The sequence below is a fragment of the Streptococcus sp. 3705 genome, assembly GCF_013277145.1.
Classification (GTDB): domain Bacteria; phylum Bacillota; class Bacilli; order Lactobacillales; family Streptococcaceae; genus Streptococcus.
Genome location: NZ_VMMJ01000008.1, coordinates 83,803 through 107,850, shown reverse-complemented (window position 1 = coordinate 107,850; position 24,048 = coordinate 83,803). Strand labels below are relative to the sequence as shown.

At 39.2% G+C, this 24,048-nt stretch carries 21 protein-coding genes, 1 tRNA gene and 1 pseudogene; 20 read left to right on the top strand and 3 right to left on the bottom strand.

Annotation, left to right across the window (positions count from 1 at the left end; translation table 11 throughout):
* Positions 1 to 98 precede the first annotated feature (98 nt).
* Entirely contained in the window at positions 99 to 1,430 is a 1,332-nt protein-coding gene (locus HT714_RS02460) for a hemolysin family protein (RefSeq protein WP_173226042.1), read from the top strand.
* Positions 1,431 to 1,617: 187 nt separating this feature from the next.
* Here HT714_RS02460 and HT714_RS02455 read toward each other — a convergent pair.
* Positions 1,618 to 1,688: transfer RNA gene (locus HT714_RS02455), tRNA-Cys, on the bottom strand.
* Positions 1,689 to 1,856: 168 nt separating this feature from the next.
* Between HT714_RS02455 and HT714_RS02450 the strand changes: the two genes are divergently transcribed.
* The 5 genes from HT714_RS02450 (at position 1,857) to HT714_RS02430 (ending at position 8,347) form a co-directional block, all read left to right on the top strand.
* Complete coding sequence (locus tag HT714_RS02450) at positions 1,857 to 3,845, top strand: peptide ABC transporter substrate-binding protein (RefSeq protein ID WP_173226044.1); 1,989 nt, start codon at positions 1,857 to 1,859, stop codon at positions 3,843 to 3,845.
* A gap of 66 nt (positions 3,846 to 3,911) precedes the next feature.
* On the top strand, positions 3,912 to 5,408 hold the full coding sequence (locus HT714_RS02445; protein ID WP_000759899.1) for an ABC transporter permease: 1,497 nt from the start codon (positions 3,912 to 3,914) through the stop codon (positions 5,406 to 5,408).
* Complete coding sequence (oppC, locus tag HT714_RS02440) at positions 5,408 to 6,334, top strand: oligopeptide ABC transporter permease OppC (RefSeq protein ID WP_000103703.1); 927 nt, start codon at positions 5,408 to 5,410, stop codon at positions 6,332 to 6,334. The genes HT714_RS02445 and oppC overlap by 1 nt, the downstream gene beginning before the upstream one ends.
* Before the next feature lie 8 nt (positions 6,335 to 6,342).
* The gene (locus tag HT714_RS02435) at positions 6,343 to 7,410 is read left to right on the top strand and encodes an ABC transporter ATP-binding protein (protein ID WP_173226046.1); all 1,068 of its coding nucleotides are present in this window, start codon (positions 6,343 to 6,345) and stop codon (positions 7,408 to 7,410) included.
* Between the two features lie 10 nt (positions 7,411 to 7,420).
* Positions 7,421 to 8,347 carry an ATP-binding cassette domain-containing protein gene (locus HT714_RS02430; protein WP_042900321.1) on the top strand — a complete coding sequence of 309 codons (927 nt, stop codon included), beginning with the start codon at positions 7,421 to 7,423 and terminating at the stop codon, positions 8,345 to 8,347.
* Between the two features lie 383 nt (positions 8,348 to 8,730).
* Here HT714_RS02430 and HT714_RS02425 read toward each other — a convergent pair whose 3' ends face one another.
* The gene (locus HT714_RS02425) at positions 8,731 to 9,609 is read right to left on the bottom strand and encodes a LysR family transcriptional regulator (RefSeq protein ID WP_173251421.1); all 879 of its coding nucleotides are present in this window, start codon (positions 9,607 to 9,609) and stop codon (positions 8,731 to 8,733) included.
* A 127-nt stretch (positions 9,610 to 9,736) separates the two neighbouring features.
* Positions 9,737 to 10,087 (bottom strand): helix-turn-helix transcriptional regulator, encoded by a 351-nt coding sequence (locus HT714_RS02420; protein ID WP_000208712.1) that lies wholly within the window; start codon positions 10,085 to 10,087, stop codon positions 9,737 to 9,739.
* A gap of 358 nt (positions 10,088 to 10,445) precedes the next feature.
* Here HT714_RS02420 and HT714_RS02415 point away from each other — a divergent pair, with 358 nt between their 5' ends.
* From HT714_RS02415 to HT714_RS02350, 14 genes and pseudogenes are all read left to right on the top strand, one after another.
* Positions 10,446 to 12,071 (top strand): malolactic enzyme, encoded by a 1,626-nt coding sequence (locus HT714_RS02415; protein WP_173226050.1) that lies wholly within the window; start codon positions 10,446 to 10,448, stop codon positions 12,069 to 12,071.
* A 76-nt stretch (positions 12,072 to 12,147) separates the two neighbouring features.
* On the top strand, positions 12,148 to 13,095 hold the full coding sequence (locus HT714_RS02410) for an AEC family transporter (protein WP_173226052.1): 948 nt from the start codon (positions 12,148 to 12,150) through the stop codon (positions 13,093 to 13,095).
* Between the two features lie 12 nt (positions 13,096 to 13,107).
* Positions 13,108 to 15,642, top strand: a complete 2,535-nt coding sequence (gene mprF, locus HT714_RS02405; RefSeq protein ID WP_173226054.1) for a bifunctional lysylphosphatidylglycerol flippase/synthetase MprF — start codon at positions 13,108 to 13,110, stop codon at positions 15,640 to 15,642.
* 103 nt (positions 15,643 to 15,745) lie between these two features.
* Positions 15,746 to 15,865, top strand: a pseudogene (locus tag HT714_RS02400) (IS630 family transposase); the annotation flags it as partial.
* Positions 15,866 to 16,398: 533 nt separating this feature from the next.
* The gene (locus HT714_RS02395; RefSeq protein ID WP_173226056.1) at positions 16,399 to 17,376 is read left to right on the top strand and encodes an ABC transporter substrate-binding protein; all 978 of its coding nucleotides are present in this window, start codon (positions 16,399 to 16,401) and stop codon (positions 17,374 to 17,376) included.
* Positions 17,377 to 17,387: 11 nt separating this feature from the next.
* Positions 17,388 to 18,281, top strand: coding sequence for an ABC transporter permease (locus HT714_RS02390; RefSeq protein ID WP_173226058.1), 894 nt, complete (start codon positions 17,388 to 17,390; stop codon positions 18,279 to 18,281).
* A 12-nt stretch (positions 18,282 to 18,293) separates the two neighbouring features.
* On the top strand, positions 18,294 to 19,097 hold the full coding sequence (locus HT714_RS02385) for an ATP-binding cassette domain-containing protein (RefSeq protein ID WP_000157661.1): 804 nt from the start codon (positions 18,294 to 18,296) through the stop codon (positions 19,095 to 19,097).
* A 325-nt stretch (positions 19,098 to 19,422) separates the two neighbouring features.
* Positions 19,423 to 19,671: a YneF family protein gene (locus HT714_RS02380; RefSeq protein WP_000364990.1), complete on the top strand. Its 249-nt coding sequence runs from the start codon at positions 19,423 to 19,425 to the stop codon at positions 19,669 to 19,671.
* 198 nt (positions 19,672 to 19,869) lie between these two features.
* A complete protein-coding gene (gene racE / locus HT714_RS02375) occupies positions 19,870 to 20,664 on the top strand; it encodes a glutamate racemase (RefSeq protein WP_173226060.1) in 795 nt (264 codons plus the stop codon).
* Complete coding sequence (locus HT714_RS02370) at positions 20,661 to 21,632, top strand: nucleoside-triphosphate diphosphatase (RefSeq protein ID WP_173226062.1); 972 nt, start codon at positions 20,661 to 20,663, stop codon at positions 21,630 to 21,632. Before racE ends, HT714_RS02370 begins: the two co-directional genes overlap by 4 nt.
* On the top strand, positions 21,608 to 22,129 hold the full coding sequence (locus HT714_RS02365) for a metallophosphoesterase (protein WP_173226064.1): 522 nt from the start codon (positions 21,608 to 21,610) through the stop codon (positions 22,127 to 22,129). The genes HT714_RS02370 and HT714_RS02365 overlap by 25 nt, the downstream gene beginning before the upstream one ends.
* Positions 22,126 to 22,587: a cyclic-di-AMP-binding protein CbpB gene (cbpB, locus tag HT714_RS02360; RefSeq protein ID WP_020903098.1), complete on the top strand. Its 462-nt coding sequence runs from the start codon at positions 22,126 to 22,128 to the stop codon at positions 22,585 to 22,587. Before HT714_RS02365 ends, cbpB begins: the two co-directional genes overlap by 4 nt.
* The gene (xerD, locus tag HT714_RS02355; RefSeq protein WP_345789534.1) at positions 22,584 to 23,318 is read left to right on the top strand and encodes a site-specific tyrosine recombinase XerD; all 735 of its coding nucleotides are present in this window, start codon (positions 22,584 to 22,586) and stop codon (positions 23,316 to 23,318) included. Before cbpB ends, xerD begins: the two co-directional genes overlap by 4 nt.
* A complete protein-coding gene (locus HT714_RS02350) occupies positions 23,318 to 24,046 on the top strand; it encodes a segregation/condensation protein A (RefSeq protein ID WP_125447803.1) in 729 nt (242 codons plus the stop codon). The genes xerD and HT714_RS02350 overlap by 1 nt, the downstream gene beginning before the upstream one ends.
* Positions 24,047 to 24,048: the final 2 nt, after the last annotated feature.

Below are 24,048 nucleotides of genomic sequence, written 5' to 3'. Positions count from 1 at the left end.
TAAGCAGTGCTAGAATAGGTACTAAGAAAAAAATAATATGTACTGGATTAAATTTTGTGATATAATAAAGGATAAGATACTATTTTAGGAGAAGAACTATGGAAGACCCAAGTAGTCAGAATTTGTTGCTACAATTTGTTTTATTGTTTATCTTGACGGTATTAAATGCCTTTTTCTCAGCCACAGAAATGGCCATGGTTTCTCTTAATCGTGCGCGGGTTGAACAAAAGGCAGAAGAAGGAGATAGACGCTATATCCGTCTGCTGAAGGTGCTAGAAAATCCTAACCACTTTTTATCAACCATTCAAGTAGGGATTACTCTGATTACGATCTTATCAGGGGCGAGTTTAGCTGATACTCTAGGACGTGTGATTGCCTCTTGGCTTGGGAATGGCGAAACAGCACAAGCTGTGGCAACTTTTCTATCCTTGGCATTTTTGACCTATATTTCCATCGTTTTTGGGGAATTGTATCCTAAGAGAATCGCTCTTAATCTAAAGGATGCCTTGGCGATTCGTACAGCGCCGGTTATCATTGGGCTTGGGAAACTAGTTAGTCCCTTTGTTTGGCTCTTAGCTGCTTCGACCAATTTCTTGAGCCATTTGACTCCTATGTCATTCGATGATGCGGATGAAAAGATGACCCGTGATGAAATTGCCTATATGCTGACAAATAGTGAAGAAACGTTGGATGCTGATGAGATTGAGATGCTACAAGGTGTCTTTTCGCTCGATGAACTGATGGCCAGAGAAGTCATGGTTCCTCGAACGGATGCCTTTATGGTGGATATTCAGGATGATAGTCAAACCATTATCCAAAGTATTTTAAAACAAAATTATTCTCGTATCCCGGTTTATGATGGGGATAAGGACAATGTGATTGGAATTATTCATACCAAGAGTCTTCTTAAGGCAGGATTTGTGGATGGTTTTGATAATATTGTATGGAAGAAAATTTTACAAGATCCACTTTTTGTTCCTGAAACTATTTTTGTGGATGACTTGCTAAAAGAGTTGCGCAATACCCAAAGACAAATGGCAATCTTGCTGGATGAATACGGTGGGATGGCTGGTTTGGTGACCTTGGAAGACCTCTTAGAGGAAATTGTTGGTGAAATTGATGATGAAACGGACAAAGCGGCAATAGATGTTCATCAGATTGGCGAGGATACCTACATTGTTCAGGGAACTATGACCCTCAATGATTTCAATAATTACTTTGATGTTGAACTGGAAAGTGATGACGTTGATACCATCGCTGGTTATTATTTGACAGGAGTTGGGACCATTCCAACGACTGAGAAACTCAGTTATGAATTAGTCAGCCAAAACAAACAGCTTATCTTAACCAATGATAAAGTGAAAAATGGACGTGTTACCAAGGTAAAAGTCCAGATTACAGAAGTCGAAATAGAAGAAGAAACAGAGTAAACTAGAGGCTTTTGTCACCAGGCGTGACGAAGCTTTTTTCAGTTGATTTCATGAGGGAATTATGTCATGGGAAGAACTTTGCCCCAAAATTTTTGTAAGTTATCCGTATTTATCCGAAGAAAAAAATAAAAAAGCCCTATTTTGCGGGCTTTTTATCTTGATAAATTCCGATAAATTCGGTATTGAAAGGCGGTAGACGGATTTGAACCGACGATCAAGCTTTTGCAGAGCCGTGCCTTACCACTTGGCTATACCGCCTTAACGTTTATTATTATACCTTGAAAATCATTCTCAGTCAATAGTTTTTTTAGATTTTTTGTATGAATAAGCCTAAATATTCTGAAAATTCGTTTATTTTTCTTGAAACATCTTAAAATCTATGGTATAATCGATAATAACCTATACTTTATTACGAGGAGTGAAGAAATGAAAAAAAGTCAAGTGCTTGCTGTAGCAGGAGCTACCTTATTAGCGTCAGGAGTTCTAGCTGCGTGTTCAAACACTAGTTCAAGTAATGCTAAACTAGCAAAAGATTACCAATATGTTTATCAAACAGATCCAGAAACTTTGGATTATATTGTCAGTAATATCGATTCAACATCATTCATCACAACAAATGCTGTAGATGGTTTGTTGGCTAACGATAAATATGGTAATCTGGTTCCTTCTATCGCTGAATCATGGACAGTTTCAAAAGATGGTTTGACTTATACCTATAAAATCCGTAAGGATGCTAAATGGGTAACTGCAGAAGGAGAGGAATACGCTCCTGTCACTGCTAAAGACTTTGTCACTGGTTTGAAACATGCGGTAGATGGAAAATCAAAAGGACTTTCAATCGTTAGCTCTTCTATTAAAGGATTAGAAGCCTATATCAAGGGTGAAACAAGCGATTTTTCAACCGTTGGAGTAAAAGCACTTGATGACCAAACACTAGAGTATACCTTGAACCAGCCAGAAACTTTCTGGAATGACAAGACAACTAGTGGTGTTTTGATGCCAGTTAATGAAGAATTCTTAGCTTCAAAAGGGGAAGGTTTTGGTTCTCCAACAGATGCTAACTCTATTCTTTATAATGGTCCATTTGTCTTGAAGGCTGTAACTCCTAAATCATCTATCGAGATGGCTAAAAATGACGCTTACTGGGACAAAGAAAATGTAAAAATTGAGAATGTTAAGTTCACTTTCTGGGACGGTAAGGATCAAGATGTAATTGCCAAAGGTTTTTCTGATGGTCAATATAGCAAGGCTCGTATCTTCCCTACAAGTTCTACATATGAAAAATATGCAGCTGACTTCAAAGATAACATTTACTTTAATGAACCAGGTGCGGGTGTTGCAACTGTCAGCTTGAACTATGGCCGTACAACTTATAACCACACTGCCAAAACAAGTGATGCCCAAAAGACATCTACTCAAAAAGCTTTGCTAAATAAGGAGTTCCGTCAAGCCTTGAACTTTGCGGTAGATCGCAGTTCTTATTCAGCTCAAACAAATGGTACTGATGGAGCTGCAGTAGCCATCCGTAATACGTTTGCACCATATAATCTTCAAGTTGGTAAGAAAACATTTGGTGAATTGGTACAAGATAGCTTGGCTAAGACAAATTCTTCTACTTGGTCAAACGTATCTCTAGCAGATTCTCAAAATGGACTTTACAATGAAGAAAAAGCGAAAGAAGTCTTTGCTAAAGCTAAATCAAGCCTACAAGCTGAAGGTGTTGAATTCCCAATCCACTTGGATGCCTTGGTTATCCAAGAATCAACAGCGGTTGTAAACCGTGTTCAATCATTGAAACAATCAATTGAAAAAGTATTGGGTTCAGATAATGTTGTTGTAGACTTGCAACAAATGACTCAAGCAGAAGCTTTACCAATTTCATTTAGTGCTCCAACAGCTAAAGAGCAAGATTGGGATATCCACACCTTGCTAGGATGGAACCCTGACTATCAAGATCCTTCTACTTTCTTGGATCAGTTTGTCATCAAGGGAGGAAACACTCGCCTTTACCTTGGTATTGACCAAAACACTGATGCATCAGTAGTAAGCAAACTTGCTTTAGCTGACTATGGAAAATTACTTGATGATGCAAACAGCGAAAACCAAGATGTTCAAAAACGTTATGAAAAATACGCGGTAGCACAAGCTTGGTTGACTGACAATGCTTTGACAATTCCAGTAATGGCTTCTCCTAAAGAAACAGCCGTTTCATATGTTTCAAAAGTTCTACCATTTAGCTCATCATATTCTGAATCTGGTCTTAAAGGTGAAAATTCAGGATACTTGAAGTACACTGAAGTTGGTGAAAAAGCAATCACCAAAGAAGAGTATGAAAAAGCTCGTGAAAAATGGTTGAAAGAAAAAGCTGAATCAAATGAGAAAGCTCAAAAAGAATTGGCAAGTCATGTGAAGTAAATAATTTCTAATAGAACTTTCTCTCCATGAGGAGAAGGTTCTTTTGGGATTTTTAAAGGAAATAATATGAAAAAATATATTTTTATGCGTGTTTTGCGGTCATTGGTTTCGATTTTCTTAGTAACGACTTTGACCTACACGATTATCTATACCTTGGTTCCTCGAAAATTGATTTTCAAGCAGGACCCTAACTATAATAAAATTGCGACAACGGCTGATAAACGTGATAACTATGAAAATACTGTGTTTGAGCGTATGGGCTACATTGAGTATTACGATACTAAGGAGTTGCAAGAAAAGGCAAGTAGCATGGATTCTTCTGTAACAGTAGAGGCAAATGCGACCAATAAAGCTATTTATGAAAAGTACATCAATCAATTAGGTCATGGTTGGACTTTGGGAGAATTTACTGAAAGTGGTCAATTTTATGCTACTCGTGAAATTCCAATTTTTGAACGTGTTTTTCACTTCTATGCTAACTTGATTGACATTGACCATACAAATAAAATTCAAGACCCTGAAAATCCAGACTTGAAACGCTACCTTCGTTTCGAAAATGATCCAGCTATCGGATGGTCATTGGTCGGTTCGGGTACTAAACATAAATATCTCTTGTACTTCAACAGTCAGTTCCCATTTGTGCATCAAAATTTTGTGAATATCAATTTAGGTGACTCTTATCCAACCTATGCTAATACACCAGTTCTTCAGGTTATTACTCAAGGTCAAGGACAAACCAAAACTGCCCAAGTTCAGTTCCCAACAGGTAAGAAAACGTCTTCTGTAAATATTTACTCAAGAACCTACAAGTCACCTAGCCAGGCTGATTCTCGTGAAGTAGCTAGCTATGGGAAAGATGATCCTTATACAGCGACTGAAAGTAATTACCAATATCCATCTATGATTGTCAGCTCTGCTATTGCTGGTTTGATTGGTTTGGTGATTTCTTATGCGATTGCCGTGCCACTTGGTTCAGCCATGGCTCGTTTCAAGAACACTTGGATCGATAGCTTCTCAACAGGGGCTTTGACCTTCTTGATGGCACTTCCAACAATCGCCCTTGTTTATATTGTTCGATTGATTGGTTCCTCAATTGGTTTACCAGATTCATTCCCTATCTTAGGGGCTGGAGATTGGCGTTCTTATGTTTTACCAGCAGTCATCCTTGGTTTGTTGGGTGCTCCTGGTACAGCCATTTGGATTCGTCGTTACATGATTGACTTGCAATCTCAAGACTTTGTTCGTTTCGCTCGTGCAAAAGGTTTGTCTGAAAAAGAAATTTCAAACAAACACATCTTTAAAAATGCCATGGTTCCGCTGGTTTCAGGAATTCCTGGTGCTGTTATCGGGGTTATCGGTGGTGCAACCCTTACTGAAACAGTCTTCGCCTTCCCAGGTATGGGTAAAATGTTGATTGACTCTGTAAAAGCATCTAATAACTCTATGGTCGTAGGTCTTGTCTTCATCTTTACATGTATTTCTATCTTCTCACTTCTTTTGGGAGATATTTGGATGACGATTATTGACCCACGTATTAAATTGACTGAGAAAGGAGGCAAATAATGTCTACAATCGATAAAGAAAAATTTCAGTTTGTAAAACGTGACGATTTTGCCTCTGAAACTATTGATGCGCCAGCATATTCTTACTGGAAGTCAGTGTTTAGACAATTTATGAAGAAAAAATCAACTGTAGTTATGTTGGGAATCTTGGTAGCTATCATTTTGATGAGTTTCATCTACCCAATGTTTTCTAAGTTTGATTTCAATGATGTCAGCAAGGTAAACGACTTTAGTGCTCGTTATATCAAGCCAAATGCTGAGCATTGGTTCGGTACAGACAGTAACGGTAAATCGCTCTTTGACGGTGTCTGGTTCGGAGCTCGTAACTCTATCCTCATTTCTGTGATTGCGACAGTGATTAACTTGGTTATCGGTGTTTTTGTCGGTGGTATTTGGGGAATTTCAAAATCAGTTGACCGCGTGATGATGGAAGTTTATAATGTCATCTCAAACATCCCATCTCTTTTGATTGTCATTGTCTTGACTTACTCAATCGGAGCTGGATTCTGGAATTTGATTTTTGCCATGAGTGTAACAACATGGATTGGAATTGCCTTCATGATCCGTGTGCAAATCTTGCGTTATCGTGATTTGGAATACAACTTGGCGTCACGTACTTTGGGAACACCAACCTTGAAGATTGTTGCCAAAAACATTATGCCACAATTGGTATCTGTTATTGTGACAACGATGACTCAAATGCTTCCAAGCTTTATCTCATACGAAGCCTTCTTGTCTTTCTTCGGTCTTGGATTGCCGATTACAGTGCCAAGTTTGGGTCGTTTGATTTCGGATTATTCACAAAACGTAACAACCAATGCTTACTTGTTCTGGATTCCATTGACAACCCTTGTTTTGGTATCCTTGTCCCTTTTCGTAGTTGGTCAAAACTTAGCGGATGCTAGTGATCCACGTACACATAGATAGGAGTAGAAATGACAAAAGAAAAAAATGTAATTTTGACTGCTCGCGATATTGTCGTGGAATTTGACGTTCGTGACAAAGTATTGACAGCCATTCGCGGCGTTTCTCTTGAACTAGTTGAAGGAGAAGTATTAGCCTTGGTAGGTGAGTCAGGATCAGGAAAATCTGTTTTGACAAAGACTTTCACAGGTATGCTTGAAGAAAATGGTCGCATTGCCCAAGGTAGCATTGACTACCGTGGTCAGGATTTGACAAATCTATCTTCTCACAAGGATTGGGAACAAATTCGTGGGGCTAAGATTGCGACTATCTTCCAGGACCCAATGACTAGTTTGGACCCAATTAAAACAATTGGTAGTCAGATTACAGAAGTTATTGTAAAACACCAAGGAAAAACAGCTAAAGAAGCAAAAGAATTGGCCATTGACTACATGAATAAGGTTGGGATTCCAGACGCAGATAGACGTTTTGATGAATACCCATTCCAATATTCTGGAGGAATGCGTCAACGTATCGTTATTGCGATTGCCCTTGCCTGCCGACCTGATGTCTTGATCTGTGATGAGCCAACGACTGCCTTGGATGTAACTATTCAAGCTCAGATTATTGATTTGCTAAAATCTTTACAAAACGAGTACCATTTCACAACAATCTTTATCACTCACGACCTTGGTGTGGTGGCAAGTATTGCGGATAAGGTAGCGGTTATGTATGCAGGAGAAATCGTTGAGTATGGAACTGTTGAGGAAGTCTTCTATGACCCTCGCCATCCATATACATGGAGTCTCTTGTCTAGCTTGCCTCAGCTTGCTGATGATAAAGGGGATCTTTACTCAATCCCAGGAACACCTCCGTCACTTTATACTGACCTGAAAGGGGATGCCTTTGCCTTGCGTTCTGACTATGCAATGCAGATTGACTTCGAACAAAAAGCTCCTCAATTCTCAGTATCAGAGACACATTGGGCTAAAACTTGGCTCCTTCATGAGGATGCTCCAAAAGTAGAAAAACCAGCTGTGATTGCAAATCTCCACGATAAGATCCGTGAAAAAATGGGATTTGCCCATCTGGAAGACTAGGAGGAAGGAAATGTCTGAAAAATTAGTAGAAATCAAAGATTTAGAAATTTCCTTCGGTGAAGGAAGTAAGAAGTTTGTCGCAGTTAAAAATGCTAACTTCTTTATCAACAAGGGAGAAACTTTCTCGCTTGTAGGTGAGTCAGGTAGTGGGAAAACAACTATTGGTCGTGCTATCATCGGTCTTAATGATACAAGTAATGGAGATATCATTTTTGAAGGTCAAAAGATTAATGGAAAGAAATCGCGTGAACAAGCTGCGGAATTGATTCGTCGTATCCAGATGATTTTCCAAGACCCTGCGGCAAGTTTGAATGAACGTGCGACTGTTGATTATATTATTTCTGAAGGTCTTTACAATCATCATCTGTTCAAGGATGAAGAAGAACGTAAAGAGAAAGTTAAAAATATTATCCGTGAAGTGGGTCTTCTTGCTGAGCACTTGACTCGTTACCCTCATGAATTCTCAGGCGGTCAACGTCAACGTATCGGTATTGCCCGTGCCTTGGTCATGCAACCAGACTTTGTTATTGCGGATGAGCCAATTTCAGCCTTGGACGTTTCTGTGCGTGCCCAAGTCTTGAACTTGCTCAAAAAATTCCAAAAAGAACTTGGTTTGACCTATCTCTTCATCGCCCATGACTTGTCGGTCGTTCGCTTTATTTCAGATCGTATCGCAGTTATTTACAAGGGTGTTATTGTAGAGGTTGCAGAAACAGAAGAATTGTTTAACAATCCAATTCACCCATATACTCAAGCCTTACTTTCAGCGGTACCAATTCCAGATCCAATCTTGGAACGCAAGAAGGTCTTGAAGGTTTACGATCCAAGTCAACACGACTATGAGACTGATAAGCCATCCATGGTAGAAATCCGTCCAGGTCACTATGTTTGGGCGAACCAAGCCGAATTGGCGCGTTACCAACAAGGACTAAACTAATAATGGTTTTATAATTTCCATGTCAACTTTTATGGAAATTATAAACCTTTTTTGTTGGACTGATTTGAAAAACTTTGAAAGCGTTCTGAAAGAATTTTCGAAAGAAATAGAATTCTTAGAAAATCATTGAATTATAGTGAGATGAAATAAAATCTGAACAACTTTATTAGGAAAGTCAAATTCATTTCTAGAAAAGTTTTAGAAGTCGCGGCGTATTACTCTAGTTTCAATCTACTATAGTCTAATACTCTTAGAAAATCTCTTCAAACCACGTCAGCTCTATCTGCGGCTAGATTCCTAGTTTGCTTTTTGATTTTCATTGAGTATAATATCTACAATGTAAAAAACTCTAGCTATCAGTTCATTGATAGTTAGAGTTTTTTCTATTCATATGATTTAAGGAGATTAAATAAGGCTTCTACTTCTGATGACGGTGTAGCTGATTTAAGGTAGGCGTAATAAACTGTAAAAGTTATCTTATCCTTCGGTATAAGCGGAATTTTTATTAAATCATCATCTTCATCAGAAAGTGCGATATCAGCCAGTAAACTAAGGCCAATCCCTTTCTTTAAAAGTTCTTTAAGGATGGCAATGTCATCAGTCTTAAAGAATATTTCTGCCTTGTTTTGATACTTTTGATTAAGCATTTCAAAAGCTTTCAGGTGAACAAAGTGTTCATCTAAGAGTATAAAGGATTGATCTGCTAATTCTTCAAAAGCGAGGGAAGGAGCAGTGGCAAAAGGATGGTTCTTAGATAAAACGACATACAGTTCTTTATGAAATAGCTCGTGTGTCTCTATTGAAGGATAGTTGAGAGGTTCAATCAAACCGAGTAGGCTTGCATTAAGGTCTCCCTTAAGGAGAAGGTTTAATAACTCTACGGAGCCACCGCGGATAGGGCGTATCTTTTTTAAAAAATCGAATTTATCTTTTTCGTTTAAGGCAGCAAAGAGATATTGAATGATAATAGGAGGGAATCCTACAGTAGAGTATTGTGCCAAGGAGCGATTAATTTCTTTGCGAGTAGAAATGACCTCAGGTAAAATCAGTTCTGTATGCTTTAGAAGGATTTGTCCTTGAGGAGTTAGCTTGAAGGAACGATGCGAGGGGTCATGGTAAATCAATTTGCAGTTAAAGGATTCCTCTAAGCGCTTGATAGCATAAGAAATAGATGGTTGGCTGACTTTATGTTGTTTTGCTACTTCCGTATAGGATTGAAGTTGGCAGAGGTCATAAAAATATTGTAGATCTTTTAAATTCATATGGGCTCACTTTCATTAGTTGGAGAAGGAAAATAAGTGGAAAACAGCAGATAAATAATTTTTATCCGTATCCTATAATTTGACTATACGAGTATTCACCAGTTAAAATGTAAGTGAGTCAGGGATCTCAAAGATTATCTAAGATACTCTCGAAAATGACCAACATCTTTTCTCGTTTATCAATAGGGAGCTGTTTAATCTTCATGTTGATTCTTTTGAGTGAAAGATTGTCACTCTTATCAGAGGTTGATTCAAGGCTATCAAAATTGAAAAATTCCTCTGGGGTCATTTCTAGTGCGTCAATCACTTTTTCAAGACTGTGAATGGTCAGATTCACATTTTGGTTTTCAAGTTGATTGATATACTTAAGCCCGAGTCCTGCTTGTTCCGAAAGTTCTTCCTGGCTCATTTTATTCTGTGTTCGAAAATATTTCACTTTTTGGGAAATATATTGTTGTAAATAGTTTTTAGTTGTCATATAAATAGAATACAAGTTTTATATGACAAAAAAACACCTTAAAAAATACAAAGTACTACATAACAAACTTATATGATATTTATTTTAATGAGGATTGTCAATTTGTATGATTGGTTTCTTTTACTCGAAACTTTTAGTAAAGAGAGATCATCGAGAGTTTGATGAGTTCAGAAATTTATAAAATATAACAACTTAAAGTATTATCAATAATAGTGTTTTAAGTATAAAAGAGCCTATTAGAAATTGTTTTCGTAGGCTCATTATAACATATGCGTATACAATTGTATTATTTAAACAACAACGTTTCATGAACAATTCGTTTCATGTGGTATAATATAAATAAAAAGGAGGTTGCACTATGACTGCACATGATATTTTAAACAATCCTTTCCTCAATAAAGGTACTGCCTTTACCTTAGAGGAGCGAAAGGAACTAGGCCTTATTGGTTTACTGCCACCGTATGTTCAAACGATTGAAGAACAAGCGGCGCAAACTTATGCACAAATGCAAACAAAAGCCAATGATCTGGAAAAACGTCTTTTCCTAATGGAAATTTTTAATACCAACAGGACTCTTTTTTATTACCTCTTTTCTCAACATTTGGAAGAATTCAATCCAATTGTATATGATCCAACCATTGCAGATACCATTGAAGGCTATAGTGATCTTTTTGTAGATCCCCAATATGCGGGATATCTTGATATCAATCATCCTGAAAATATTGAAGCCACTTTGAAAAACGCTGCCGGGGGTCGCGAGATTCGTCTCATTGTTGTAACAGATGCAGAAGGAATCCTTGGAATTGGCGACTGGGGAACAAATGGTGTCGATATTTCTGTTGGGAAATTGATGGTCTATACGGCTGCTGCTGGAATCGATCCTTCAATGGTCCTTCCTTTAGTCATTGATGCAGGGACTAACCGTGAAGAACTTCGTAACAATCCTAATTACTTAGGAAATCGTCACGAACGGGTCCGCGGAGATCGTTACTACGACTTCATTGACCAATTTGTTCAAACAGCAGAACGTCTCTTTCCTAAACTTTACCTTCACTGGGAAGATTTTGGTCGCTTGAATGCTGCCAATATTCTTGAAAAATACCGGAAACAAATTCCGACCTTTAATGATGATATTCAAGGTACGGGAATCGTTACCTTGGGTGGTATCTTTGGTTCGCTGGATATTAGTGGTGAAAAATTAACAGATCAAGTTTATCTCTGCTATGGTGGTGGTACTGCGGGTGCAGGAATTGCCTCTCGTGTTCTTCGTGAAATGGTAAGTGAAGGTCTTTCTGAAGAAGAAGCCTATAAACGTTTCTTTATGGTTGATAAACAAGGTCTTCTCTTTGATGACATGGATGACTTGACACCAGAGCAAAAACCATTTGCTAAGAAACGTGCTGACTTTAGTAACGCAGATAAGTTGACTGACCTGCTTGAAGTAGTGAAGACTGTGAAGCCAACCATTCTTGTAGGAACTTCAACTCAGCCTAATACCTTCACTAAAGAAATAGTAGAAGCTATGTGTGAAAACACAGAACGTCCAATGATCTTCCCTTTGTCAAACCCAACTAAATTGGCAGAAGCTAGTGCCAAAGATTTGATTGAATGGTCAGATGGCAAAGCTTTTGTCGCAACAGGAATTCCTGCTGATACGGTTTCTTATAAAGGTGTAGACTATGTGATTGGTCAAGCAAATAATGCCCTGATTTACCCAGGTCTTGGTCTAGGTATGCTGGCTTCTGAAGCAAGTCTTTTGACTGATGAAATGATTGGAGCAGCGGCGCATTCATTGAGTGGTATTGTCAATCCAGACCAACCAGGAGCTCCTGTCTTGCCACCATTCAAGTATGTAGCAGATGTTTCTATTAAAGTAGCAGAAGCAGTCGCTAAAAAAGCACAAGAGCAAGGTCTTGCACGCGCTAAGGAAACAGATATGGCCAAAGCAGTTCGTGATTTGAAGTGGTATCCAGAGTATAAATAATTCATTTCTGCTGCTATCCTTCTATAGTGGCAGATTTGTATGGCCTGTGGACTTAAGTAATTTAGAAAGGACACCTATGTCACTCTTTTTAACCTCGATTACGAGTATCATTCCGATTATTGCTATTATTGTTTTGGGGTATATTCTTCAGGTGAGGGGATGGTTTGGAGATAGTTTTGGATCCAATCTATCTCGTTTGATCATGAATGTAGCCTTGCCAGCGTCAATCTTTGTGTCGGTGATGAAATACCTAACGCTAGATAAACTAATCAGTCTTTCTGGAGGACTCTTTTATACTTTTGTAGCATTTAAATTGGGCTATATCGTAGCTTATATTGCGGTTAGGCTTTTCAAGGTTCGTCCAGGACGGCGAGGAACCATGATTAATACCTTTGTGAATGCCAATACTATTTTTATCGGTTTACCATTAAACGTTGCTCTTTTTGGTAATCAGGCTCTTCCATATTTCTTGATTTACTATATCACTAACACGATTTCTACCTGGACATTAGGCGTGTATGTGATAACGAGCGATAGTAAATCGGGTCAAAGTAAGAAGAAAACTAAATTTGACTGGAAGAAATTGCTTCCAGCTCCGCTTGTAGGTTTTCTTGTCGCTCTACTATTTTTGATTCTCCGAATCTCCATTCCAGATTTCGCAACAAATACCTTAACTTATGTTGGAAATATCGTCACTCCCTTATCTCTGATTTATATTGGTATCGTTCTTGCAAAGGCAGGCTTGAATACTATTACTTTTGATAAAGATACAATTGTCACTTTAGTTGGACGCTTTATCCTAGCTCCTCTGATTATGTTTCTTGTATTGAAGTTCTCTGCACCAGATATGGCGACAGTAGAATTTAAGACCTTTATGATTCAGTCCGCTACACCAGCTCTAGCTGTTCTCCCAATCCTTGCTAATCAGGGAAAAGGAGATGTGGAATTCTCTACGAACGTGGTGACTCTAAGTACGGTTCTATTTATCGTTGTTATTCCAATATTACAAACTTTATTAGGATAAGAGGAAGAGCTTGTGAGAACAATTTTGAATTGCGTGAAAAAATGGCAGACACTCATCAAGATTACCTTATTTTTATCTATTGTTAGTCTCGTTATTGTAGAGATAATCAGACTTTTTAAGACAATTTCGGTTGATAAGATTGGAGCAATCTTGGGGGAACTCTCTCCAATAAAAGTCATTAGTTTAGCTTTGCTCGGTTCTATGGCTGTTGCGCCAATGATGCTCTATGATAGAATCCTAAATAAAGAACTTAATCAGAAACAAAAATTATCTTACTTACTAGAAACAAGTTGGACTATAAATAGCTTGAATAATATGATTGGCTTTGCCGGTTTGGTGGATGTTGGTTTACGCTATTCTTTCTATGGAGATGAAGAACGCTCTGAAAAAAGTATGCAAGGAATTTCTCGTGTCATCCCTTATTTTATGAGTGGTTTCTCACTGTTTGCACTGATAAGTTTAATTTTCACAATTATATTTCCTATTTCAATGGGGATTAAACAATATTGGCCAGCTCTTTTGGGAGCTTGTCTCTATCTTCCAATTATTTTATTTGTTTCAAATAGAAAAAAATGGGTCTATTTTGGTCAATTGAGTGGAAGGACAATTTTATCATTAGTGTTAACTTCTGCCCTTGATTGGGCTAGTGTATTAAGTTTTTTCCTTTTGGTTGGGTATGTTTTAGGCTACAATTTACCAATTTATGATGTAATCCCCCTCTTTATGATTGCTATTACAATTGGCATTATATCGATGATTCCTGGTAGCCTAGGTAGTTTCGATTTAATTATGGTATCTGGTTTAGTTGGCCTTGGTATTGATAAAGATCAGGCGCTAAGTTGGTTACTAGTATTTCGTTTATTCTATTATATTCTTCCTTTCTGTTTAGGGGTTGTTTTATTCTTAAAAAATATGGGTGGTCGACTTAATGAGAAATATTTGGGAATTCCTCAAAAGGTTATTGGATCACTATCCACTATAGTATTGGTTTGGGGGTTGAGACTTTTTGCTTTCTTCCTCGTGGTGTCAGCTATAGTTCCTCAAGAATTAGGACATCTTCCTTTGTTTAAAGAACTTTCACCTAGCACTGGACAGTTTGTTTTTCAACTTCCTAGTATCATTCTCGGCGTACACTTCTTCCTTCTTGCAAGACTAGTTAAACGACGTTTAAAATTTACATTACCATTCGCTACTGTACTAGGTCTAGTAAGCCTTGTTTATTTGAATATTGGTAGTCTTTCATTCGCAAGTAGTTTTTTTCTAATCATTATTTTGTCTATCATATGGTGGATTAGAAATACATTTGTTCGTAGTCATTATATTTATGCTTGGGAAGATTGTTGTAAGGATATATCGTATATTGGTGGAAGTTTCTTCTTGGCCCTTGTTTTGTTAGGACATTTGAACCCTCATCATGTATTTGAAGTTAAACATCTTCCTCATTTGATTACACACTGGATTCATCTTTTTGGCTCGTCTCTGATATTGGTGATTTCGTATGTTTTGGTACTCCGTGAGAGCAGTCAAACCAAAGAGAATTTTGGAGAAGTTTTCGATAAGCAACGTTATCAAGACTTTATTGCAACAATACCAAATATAAATTTAGATGCTACCCTGGCTTATTTAGATGACAAATACCTTTATTGGTACCAAGAGGATGGTCAAGACAAGGTTGTTTTCCAATTTGCAATTGAAAATAATAAATGTGTCGTTATGTCGGATCCACTGGCACAGTCAGGATACTTAGAAAAAGGCTTATCTAAGTTTTTAGAGGCTGCGGAGTACATAAATGTCTCTGTTATTTTCTACGAAATTAATCAAGAAACCACCCTATTACTTCATGAATATGGGTACGACTTTATGAAATTTGGGGAGACTGCTCAGGTATTACTGGATAGGTTTACAACCGAAGGAAAACAAGGAAAGAAATTTAGAACAGTTGTTAATCGATTAGAAAGCAAGGGGTATCAATTCCAAGTATTACAACCACCTTTTGATAAGAAGTTGCTTAACACCCTTACAGAAATATCGGATAATTGGCTAGATGGTCGCCAAGAAAAAGGGTTTTCACTTGGATTTTTTGATGAGAAGTACATTCAATTAGCACCAATAGCCCTTGTAAGGGATAAGGAAGATAAGGTTCAGGCTTTTGTTACCTTTTTAGCTTGTAATGGTCCTGAAGAAGCTAGCATCGATTTGATGCGCTACCACTTAAGGACAGCACCCAATGGTATTATGGATTATCTCTTTGTGAAATTATTACTTCATTTTAAAGAAGAAGGAGTTCGTTTATTTGAATTAGGCATGGCGCCGTTGTCAAATGTAGGAACTGAGAAACATAGCTTTCTACAAGAAAAAGTAGCCTATCTCATCTATGCCTTCACTAATCGATTCTATTCATTTAGTGGTCTTAGACAGTATAAACAAAAGTTTAATCCTATTTGGACACCTAGATATGTTGCCTATCCTCGGGATACTTGGCTTATTTTGGATATGTTAGCAATCTACAGAGTTGATAATCGAAAAGTAAAGAGATTGTCGTATTGACTATTGGTTTTAAACAGTATAAAATAACTGTCGATTTTTTGTCCGACTGCCAAGAGTCAGTTTAATACTATACTAAAATCAAAACGCATTATATAATAGTGATATAAAATCAACCAAAGAAGAAATACAAGCCATCAAAACACTTTTAAAAGACTCTAATACAGCTAAATATCATAAAAGTCTTCAAATCGTTCTATTTTGTCTAATGGGCAAATCTTTGAAATTATCCTAAAAGAATTGAAAGAATCATGAAAGAATTGAAAGAATCATGAAAGAATTGAAAGAATCATGAAAGAATTGAAAGAATTATGAAAGAATTTTCGAAAAATTTTAAAATATTCTGAAATATTCTTGACAGCTGATAAAAAAGGTGGTAAGATAGGAAACATCAAAAAAGAAAGCAGAAAAGAAATGAATAAGAAACAAGCTGTAACGATGAATCAAAACTTTTACTTTAGCTACTTTAGATAGTGTTTGTAGACATGTCACCATGGATGCAAACAGTTCAAGCAATTTGTTTGTATCTATGTGGCTAAGATTTTTGATTGTGGTCCATATAGATGAATATCTAAATGGACTAGCTAAGTTGTAACTTGTTAGATTATTTCAAGCATCCGTTTAGGTATTATCTAGGCGGTTTTTTGTTTTATACTCTTCGAAAATCTCTTCAAACCACGTCAACGTCGCCTTGCNNNGTTTCCTAGTTTGCTCTTTGGTTTTCATTGAGTATTATCTTTTCTGAGAAGGAGTTTCATTATGAAAGTTGTTCGAAAATTACTAGCACCTCTCTTGGTAGTGGGGATTCTCTTGATCTCTCTGATCAGTTTGCATCAGTTGAAGGCAGATAAGAAAAAAGATGTTTTTCGTATCGGTATTTCGCAGTTTATTACTCATCAATCTTTGGATGCTACTAGAGAAGGTTTTGTGGATGAGTTGGCCAAGCAAGGCTATGTTGAGGGGAAAAATATTGAGATTGATTTGCAAAATGCACAGGGTGAGCAAAGAAATCTAAAAACCATTTCCCAGCAACTAGCAGAATCTAGTGATGTCGTTCTAGCCATCGCAACGCCTTCTGCTCAGAGCTTGGCTAATACAACGCAAACGACACCTGTTATCTTTTCAGCGGTAACAGATCCTGTCAGTGCCAAGTTGGTTGAGTCAAGAGAGCATCCTGGGGGCAATGTAACTGGGACAAGCGATCAGTCATCAGATGCCATTTCAACCCAAATCAATTTGATAAAGAAAGTGTTGCCAAAAGCTAAAACGATTGGAATTCTCTATACTCAGAGCGAGCCAAACTCAGTTGTCCAAAAGGATGAAGCTAAGCGCCTTCTGGAAGAAAAAGGCTTTAGTGTTGTTGAAAAAACAATCTTGGACAGTAACAACGTCAAGGCTGCTGCAGAAAGCTTGATGGCAGAGGTAGATATGGTTTTTGTACCAACGGATAATATCATTTCATCAACCATGGAAACAGTCAAGCAGGTTTCTATTAAACACAAGGTTCCAGTATTTGGTGGTTCAACAGAAATGATTGCGGTTGGTGGCTTGTATAACTACGGAACCAATTATGAAGAATTGGGACGTCAGACAGCAAGAATGCTGGTTCGTGTCTTAAAAGGTGAGAAGCCAGAAAATATAGCAGTTGAGTTGCCTGAAAAGCTGGAATTGCATACCAATCAAGAAATGGCAGATGCACTAGGAATTGATATTAGTAAGTTGGAAGGCAAGGAATAAGGAGGTTTAAGATGAATTTTGTATTATCTAGTTTATCAGAAGGTTTGTTGTGGTCGATTATGGCGATTGGGGTCTACTTGACTTTCCGTATTTTGGATATTGCGGATATGACTGCTGAAGGAGCCTTTCCACTGGGGGCGGCTGTCGTCGTATCTCAGATACAGGCAGGGACAAATCCTTGGATTGCGACCTTACTTGCTTTGCTGGCAGGTATGGTAGCAGGTCTTGTATCAGGAATGCTCCACACCAAGATGAAAATTCCAGCTCTCTTGACAGGGATTGTGACCTTGACAGGGCTTTATTCGATCAATATTAAAATCATGGGAAATGTGCCCAATCTTTCCTTGGGAGATTCTGCAACCGTCTTTAAACAGTTGGCAAGCTTAGGGCTGTCAAATGAAGAAGCTGTTTTCTTATTTAGTTCGGCCTGTCTCTTACTTGTTTGTTTGGTCTTGACCCTTTTGATGAAAACAGAGATTGGCTTGGTCTTGCGTTCGACTGGGGACAATATTCCGATGAGTGAGGCCAATGGAGTCAATGTAGACACCATGAAGATTGTTGGTTACATGATTTCAAACGGCTTGATTGCCCTATGTGGTTCCTTGTTTGCCCAAAATGATGGATTTTCAGATGTGACTTCTGGGACAGGAACCATTGTTGTTGGTTTGAGTGCAGTGATTATTGCGGAAGTCTTGATACACGATTTGACCATTGGAGGTCGCCTGTTATCCATCGGAATCGGTGCTATTGTTTACCGTTTGATTATTTTAAATATCTATGAAATTCCAAATCTAGATCAAAACTTAGTTCGTCTCTTTAATGCAATCTTGCTCGCCTTAGTTCTATTTGCACCAGAATTGCAAAAGCGATTAAAGATTCGTGGTTTGAAACTGAGAAATGAATAGGAGGAGAAAGTTATGGCAAGTTTGTTAACACTTGAAAATATTCACAAAACATTTGAAGCAGGGACGGTCAATGAGAACCATGTCCTCAAAGGATTAGACTTAGAGGTTGAAGAGGGAGATTTTATCTCTGTAATCGGTGGAAATGGAGCAGGGAAATCCACTTTGATGAATATCTTGGCTGGCAATCTATCGGTGGATGAAGGGGACCTTTTATTGGCAGGGAAATCCATTAAAAATCTGAGTGTAAGAAAGAGAGCTAAGGATATTGCCCGTGTTTTTCAAGATCCTAAGATGGGAACAGCTTCTCGTTTGACAATTGAGGAGAATATGGCTATTGCCTTGAGACGCGGGCAGAAGAGAGGGCTTGGTTGGGGCGTGAAGGAGAAGGATAGAATCCAGTTCCAAGAGGCCTTGAAGGAGTTGAATATTGGTCTTGAAAACCGCTTAAAAGTAGATACTCAATATCTCTCAGGAGGACAAAGACAGGCCTTGACCCTAGTCATGGCAGCCTTGGTGAAACCTAAGCTCTTGTTGTTGGATGAACACACTGCGGCACTTGATCCGAAAACTAGTCAAATGGTAATGGATTTGACGCAAAAGATTGTGGAACACCATCAGTTGACGACTTTGATGATTACCCACGATATGAACCATGCTATTGAGTACGGCAATCGTCTCATTATGCTCTATCAAGGCAAGATAGTGGTGGATGTAAAAGGAGAAGAGAAAAAGCATCTGACAGTCGAAGATCTCATGCATCTATTCCAGAAAAATAGTGGCCAGAGTCTAGTCAGTGATGAATTGGTTTTGGGATAAATAAAAAGGCTGAGATCCAGTGTCTCAGTCTTTTATTAGTACAAATGGATAGGCAGAAATATGAAATTGATACTCTTCTAAAATCACTTCAAACCACGTTAGCTCTATCTGCAACCTTAAAACAGTGCTTTGAGCAACCTGCGGCTAGCTTCCTAGTTTGCTCTTTGATTTTCATTGAGTACAAACTCAGCAAGGAACCCTCTTTCGTAGAAAAGCAGGGCTCTTTTTGCTGTCTATTCCCTCCCTGAAAGCGTAAAACAAACTAGTCAGGGTGGCTAGTTTGTGGTATAATGAAAGAGACTCAAAAAGAAACAGGAGAAAAATGATGGATTTACTATTAGCAATTGTATTGATTGTGCTAGCTTTTCTAGGAGGAGCTCTTGGAGGAATGTACTTGGTTCGTAAGCAAATTGAAAAAGAATTCGCTGACAACCCACGTTTGAATGCTGAAGCAGTTCGTACTCTTTTGAGTGCAAATGGTCAAAAACCAAGCGAAGCTAAGGTACAACAAGTATACCACCAAATCATCCGCCAACAAAAGGCCGCCCTTGCTAACAATAAAAAGAAAAAATAAATAAGGAAAAGTCTGGGATGAAAGTTCCAGACTTCTCACTATGTTGGTTATGTTTAGGGATGAGACTTTTTCCTTGCATTCTATTGATATTTGATTATGATTAAGAGAGATAGTTATTGATTAGGCTGTCATTCAGTTCATAAGGATCAATAATCATAATGAACTATCAATCAGAAAAAAGACTAGAAAGAAGACTGTATGGATAATCGACCAATTGGTTTTTTGGATTCGGGTGTCGGGGGCTTGACCGTTGTGCGCGAGCTCATGCGCCAACTTCCCCATGAAGAAATCGTCTATATTGGAGATTCGGCACGGGCGCCCTATGGTCCCCGTCCTGCTGAGCAAATTCGTGAATATACTTGGCAGTTGATCAACTTTCTCTTGACCAAGGATGTCAAAATGATTGTCATTGCTTGTAATACTGCAACTGCGGTCGTCTGGGAAGAAATCAAGGCTCAACTAGATATTCCCGTCCTAGGTGTGATTTTGCCAGGAGCTTCGGCAGCTATCAAGTCCAGTCAAGGTGGGAAAATCGGAGTGATTGGAACACCCATGACGGTACAATCAGACATCTACCGTCAGAAAATCCATGATTTGGATCCGGACTTACAGGTGGAGAGTTTGGCCTGTCCCAAGTTTGCTCCCTTGGTGGAGTCTGGTGCCCTGTCAACCAGTGTCACCAAGAAAGTGGTCTATGAAACCCTGCGTCCCTTGGTTGGAAAGGTGGATAGCCTGATTTTGGGTTGTACCCATTATCCACTGCTCAGACCTATTATTCAAAATGTCATGGGACCCAAGGTTCAGCTCATTGATAGTGGGGCAGAGTGCGTACGGGACATCTCAGTCTTACTCAATTATTTTGAAATCAATCGTGGTCGCGATGCTGGACCACTCCATCACCGTTTTTACACAACAGCCAGCAGCCAAAGTTTTGCACAAATTGGTGAAGAATGGCTGGAAAAAGAGATTCATGTGGAGCATGTAGAATTATGACAAATAAAATTTATGAATATAAGGATGAACAGGACTGGTATGTCGGGTCCTATGGTATTTTTGGTGGCGTCCGGACGTTGACGGATGATGACTTGGATTTTCCTCTATTGGAGTTTGCCCAAAGATTTCGAGATGAGGATCGAGGTTTTCCTGTTTCTGTTACTGTTTTACGCTATGGTTCTCTCTATCGTTTGTTCTCCTTTGTGGTAGATATCCTCAACCAAGAAATGGGACGAAACTTGGAAGTTATTCAACGTCAGGGTGCTCTGCTCTTGGTTGAAAATGGGCAACTCCTGCATGTAGAATTGCCTAAAGAAGGGGTCAATATTCATGATTTCTTTGAGACAAACAAGGTCAGAGAAACCTTATTGATTGCGACTCGAAACGAAGGCAAGACCAAGGAATTTCGAGCTATCTTTGACAAGCTAGGCTACGATGTGGAAAATCTTAATGACTACCCTGACTTACCTGAAGTAGCAGAAACAGGTATGACCTTCGAAGAAAATGCCCGCCTCAAGGCAGAAACCATTTCCAAATTAACGGGCAAGATGGTTCTGGCAGATGATTCTGGACTCAAAGTCGATGTCCTAGGCGGCTTGCCAGGTGTCTGGTCAGCTCGTTTCGCAGGAGTGGGAGCTACTGACCGTGAAAATAATGCTAAACTCTTGCACGAGTTGGCCATGGTCTTTGAACTCAAAGACCGCTCGGCTCAATTCCATACAACCCTAGTCGTAGCCAGCCCAAACAAGGAAAGTTTAGTTGTTGAGGCTGACTGGCCAGGCTACATTAACTTTGAACCTAAGGGTGAAAATGGCTTTGGCTACGATCCCCTTTTCCTAGTGGGAGAGACAGGCAAATCATCAGCTGAGTTAACCCTTGAAGAAAAAAATAGCCAATCTCACCGTGCCTTAGCCGTTAAGAAACTTTTGGAGGTATTTCCATCATGGCAAAGCAAACCATCATTGTAATGAGCGATTCTCATGGCGATAGCTTGATTGTGGAAGAAATCCGTGATCGCTATGTGGGCAAAGTTGATGCCGTTTTTCATAATGGCGATTCTGAACTGCGTCCTGATTCTCCCCTTTGGGAAGGCATCCGTGTTGTTAAAGGGAATATGGATTTCTATGCAGGTTACCCAGAACGTTTGGTGACTGAGCTTGGTTCGACCAAGATTATCCAAACCCATGGTCACTTGTTTGACATTAATTTCAAATTTCAAAAGTTGGACTACTGGGCTCAGGAGGAAGAGGCTGATATCTGCCTTTATGGTCACTTGCATGTGCCAAGCGCTTGGATGGAAGGAAAGACTCTTTTTCTAAATCCAGGTTCTATCAGTCAACCACGTGGGACCATCAGAGAGTGTCTCTATGCTCGTGTGGAGATTGATGACAGTTATTTTAAAGTGGACTTTTTGACACGAGCCCATGAGGTGTATCCGGGCTTGTCCAAGGAGTTTAGCCGATGATTGCCAAGGAGTTTGAGACTTTCTTATTGGGGCAAGAAGAAACTTTTTTGACTCCTGCTAAAAATCTAGCTGTGTTGATTGATACTCACAATGCGGATCATGCGACCCTCTTGCTCAGTCAGATGACCTATACCCGTGTTCCTGTTGTAACAGATGAAAAACAGTTTGTTGGGACGATTGGGCTCAGAGATATTATGGCTTATCAGATGGAGCATGACTTGAGTCAAGAAATCATGGCGGATACGGATATTGTTCATATGACGAGAACGGACGTAGCGGTCGTCTCGCCTGATTTTACCATTACGGAGGTTTTGCACAAGCTGGTAGATGAGTCCTTCTTGCCGGTTGTGGATGCGTCTGGTATTTTCCAAGGAATTATCACGCGCAAGTCTATCCTCAAGGCAGTCAATGCCCTCTTGCATGACTTTAGTAAGGAATATGAGATTCGATGCAAATGAGAGACAGGATTTCAGCCTTTTTAGAAGAAAAGCAGGGCTTATCTGCCAATTCCAAGCAGTCCTATAAGTATGATCTGGAGCAATTTTTAGACGTAGTGGGCGAGCGGATTTCTGAGACTAGTCTCAAGATTTACCAAGCCCAGCTAGCCAATCTAAAAATCAGCGCCCAGAAGCGAAAGATTTCGGCCTGTAACCAATTTCTCTACTTTCTCTATCAAAAAGGAGAAGTGGACAGCTTTTATCGTTTGGAATTAGCCAAACAAGCTGAAAAGAAGACCGAAAAGCCAGAACTGTTAGACCTAGACTCTTTTTGGCAGGAAAGCGACGTTCCAGAGGGGCGTTTACTGGCTCTACTTATCTTGGAAATGGGGCTCTTGCCGAGTGAGATTTTAGCCCTTAAGGTTGCGGACGTCAATCTGGACTTTCAAGTGTTGCGAATCAAGAAGGCTTCCCAACAGAGAATTGTCACCATTCCCACGACCTTGCTGTCAGAGTTGGAACCCTTGATGGGGCAGACCTATCTTTTTGAAAGGGGAGGGAAAGCCTATTCTCGTCAGTGGGCCTTTCGTCAGCTAGAATCCTTTGTCAAGGAGAAAGGTTTCCCAGCCTTATCAGCTCAAGCCTTGCGGGAACAGTTCATTCTACGACAAATTGAAAAGAAGGTCGATTTGTACGAAATTGCAAAAAAATTAGGATTAAAAACAGTCCTGACCTTAGAAAAATATAGATAATGGATATTAAATTAAAAGATTTTGAAGGGCCCCTGGATTTGCTCTTGCACCTGGTTTCTAAGTACCAGATGGATATCTATGATGTGCCCATTACGGAAGTCATCGAACAGTATCTAGCCTATGTCTCAACTCTGCAGGCCATGCGTCTGGAAGTGACGGGTGAGTATATGGTTATGGCCAGTCAGCTCATGTTGATCAAGAGCCGCAAGCTCTTGCCAAAGGTAGCAGAAGTGACAGACTTGGAGGATGACCTAGAGCAGGATCTTCTCTCTCAAATCGAAGAATACCGCAAGTTCAAGCTCTTGGGGGAGCACTTGGAAGCCAAGCACCAAGAACGGGCTCAGCACTATTCCAAAGCGCCGACAGAGTTGATTTACGAAGATGCGGAGCTTGTTCATGACAAGACGACCATTGACCTCTTTTTGGCTTTTTCAAATATCCTAGCCAAGAAAAAAGAGGAGTTTACACAGAATCACACGACTATCCTGCGGGATGAGTATAAGATTGAGGACATGATGGTTATCGTAAAAGAGTCCTTGACTGGACGAGATCAATTGCGCTTGCAGGATTTGTTCAAGGAAGCCCAGAATCTCCAAGAGGTCATTACCCTCTTTTTGGCAACCCTAGAGTTAATCAAAACCCAGGAACTAATCCTCGTGCAAGAGGAAAGTTTCGGAGATATTTATCTCATGGAAAAGAAGGAAGAAAGTCAAGTGGCCCAAAGCTAGAC

What these genes read in the sequence shown, in the direction of transcription:
- HT714_RS02415 (WP_173226050.1), top strand. Translation starts at nt 10,446, where the DNA reads ATGACTGCACATGATATTTTAAACAATCCTTTCCTCAATAAAGGTACT.
- HT714_RS02410 (WP_173226052.1), top strand. Translation starts at nt 12,148, where the DNA reads ATGTCACTCTTTTTAACCTCGATTACGAGTATCATTCCGATTATTGCT.
- HT714_RS02395 (WP_173226056.1), top strand. Translation starts at nt 16,399, where the DNA reads ATGAAAGTTGTTCGAAAATTACTAGCACCTCTCTTGGTAGTGGGGATT.
- HT714_RS02380 (WP_000364990.1), top strand. Translation starts at nt 19,423, where the DNA reads ATGGATTTACTATTAGCAATTGTATTGATTGTGCTAGCTTTTCTAGGA.
- HT714_RS02390 (WP_173226058.1), top strand. Translation starts at nt 17,388, where the DNA reads ATGAATTTTGTATTATCTAGTTTATCAGAAGGTTTGTTGTGGTCGATT.
- HT714_RS02445 (WP_000759899.1), top strand. Translation starts at nt 3,912, where the DNA reads ATGAAAAAATATATTTTTATGCGTGTTTTGCGGTCATTGGTTTCGATT.
- HT714_RS02460 (WP_173226042.1), top strand. Translation starts at nt 99, where the DNA reads ATGGAAGACCCAAGTAGTCAGAATTTGTTGCTACAATTTGTTTTATTG.
- xerD (WP_345789534.1), top strand. Translation starts at nt 22,584, where the DNA reads ATGAGAGACAGGATTTCAGCCTTTTTAGAAGAAAAGCAGGGCTTATCT.
- HT714_RS02370 (WP_173226062.1), top strand. Translation starts at nt 20,661, where the DNA reads ATGACAAATAAAATTTATGAATATAAGGATGAACAGGACTGGTATGTC.
- HT714_RS02385 (WP_000157661.1), top strand. Translation starts at nt 18,294, where the DNA reads ATGGCAAGTTTGTTAACACTTGAAAATATTCACAAAACATTTGAAGCA.
- oppC (WP_000103703.1), top strand. Translation starts at nt 5,408, where the DNA reads ATGTCTACAATCGATAAAGAAAAATTTCAGTTTGTAAAACGTGACGAT.
- HT714_RS02425 (WP_173251421.1), bottom strand. Translation starts at nt 9,609, where the DNA reads ATGAATTTAAAAGATCTACAATATTTTTATGACCTCTGCCAACTTCAA.
- HT714_RS02350 (WP_125447803.1), top strand. Translation starts at nt 23,318, where the DNA reads ATGGATATTAAATTAAAAGATTTTGAAGGGCCCCTGGATTTGCTCTTG.
- HT714_RS02435 (WP_173226046.1), top strand. Translation starts at nt 6,343, where the DNA reads ATGACAAAAGAAAAAAATGTAATTTTGACTGCTCGCGATATTGTCGTG.
- HT714_RS02365 (WP_173226064.1), top strand. Translation starts at nt 21,608, where the DNA reads ATGGCAAAGCAAACCATCATTGTAATGAGCGATTCTCATGGCGATAGC.
- cbpB (WP_020903098.1), top strand. Translation starts at nt 22,126, where the DNA reads ATGATTGCCAAGGAGTTTGAGACTTTCTTATTGGGGCAAGAAGAAACT.
- HT714_RS02420 (WP_000208712.1), bottom strand. Translation starts at nt 10,087, where the DNA reads ATGACAACTAAAAACTATTTACAACAATATATTTCCCAAAAAGTGAAA.
- HT714_RS02430 (WP_042900321.1), top strand. Translation starts at nt 7,421, where the DNA reads ATGTCTGAAAAATTAGTAGAAATCAAAGATTTAGAAATTTCCTTCGGT.
- HT714_RS02450 (WP_173226044.1), top strand. Translation starts at nt 1,857, where the DNA reads ATGAAAAAAAGTCAAGTGCTTGCTGTAGCAGGAGCTACCTTATTAGCG.
- racE (WP_173226060.1), top strand. Translation starts at nt 19,870, where the DNA reads ATGGATAATCGACCAATTGGTTTTTTGGATTCGGGTGTCGGGGGCTTG.